The organism is Nocardia rhizosphaerae, from assembly GCF_042650365.1.
In the GTDB taxonomy this organism is placed as follows: domain Bacteria; phylum Actinomycetota; class Actinomycetes; order Mycobacteriales; family Mycobacteriaceae; genus Nocardia; species Nocardia rhizosphaerae.
This window is the reverse complement of the sequence record NZ_JBHSBA010000013.1, coordinates 1-632: the sequence shown is the minus strand read 5'-3', so window position 1 is coordinate 632 and position 632 is coordinate 1. Positions and strand designations below refer to the sequence as shown.

At 55.5% G+C, this 632-nt stretch carries 1 rRNA gene; it reads right to left on the bottom strand.

From position 1 onward, the window contains the following. A 23S ribosomal RNA gene (locus ACFOW8_RS20150) occupies positions 1 to 632 on the bottom strand; the annotation flags it as partial.

Here is a 632-nt window from a genome sequence, read left to right as displayed (position 1 = left end):
AACCTTCCGGCACCGGGCAGGCGTCAGTCCGTATACATCGTCTTACGACTTCGCACGGACCTGTGTTTTTAGTAAACAGTCGCTTCTCTCTGGTCTCTGCGACCACCCCCAGCTCAGAGTGCAAGACTCGTCACCAAGCGTGGTCCCCCTTCTCCCGAAGTTACGGGGGCATTTTGCCGAGTTCCTTAACCACAGTTATCTCGATCGCCTCAGTATTCTCTACCTGACCACCTGTGTCGGTTTGGGGTACGGGCCGTGTACCAACTCACTAGAGGCTTTTCTCGGCAGCATAGGATCACTGAATTCGTCACAACGACTACGCATCACCTCTCAGGCTATATGCAACACGGATTTGCCTATGTTGCGCCCTACAGGCTTACACCAGGTATTCCATCACCTGGCCCAGCTACCTTCCTGCGTCACCCCATCGCTTGACTACTACAGCGAAGGTCCCGTGCAGCAATCCTCCCTCTCGCCCGAAGGCTTGATAAGAGAACATTTGGACGGTTAGTACCACTGATTCGCCATTGGGCGCGGATACACGGGTACGGGAATATCAACCCGTTGTCCATCGACTACGCCTGTCGGCCTCGCCTTAGGTCCCGACTCACCCTGGGCGGATTAACCTGGCC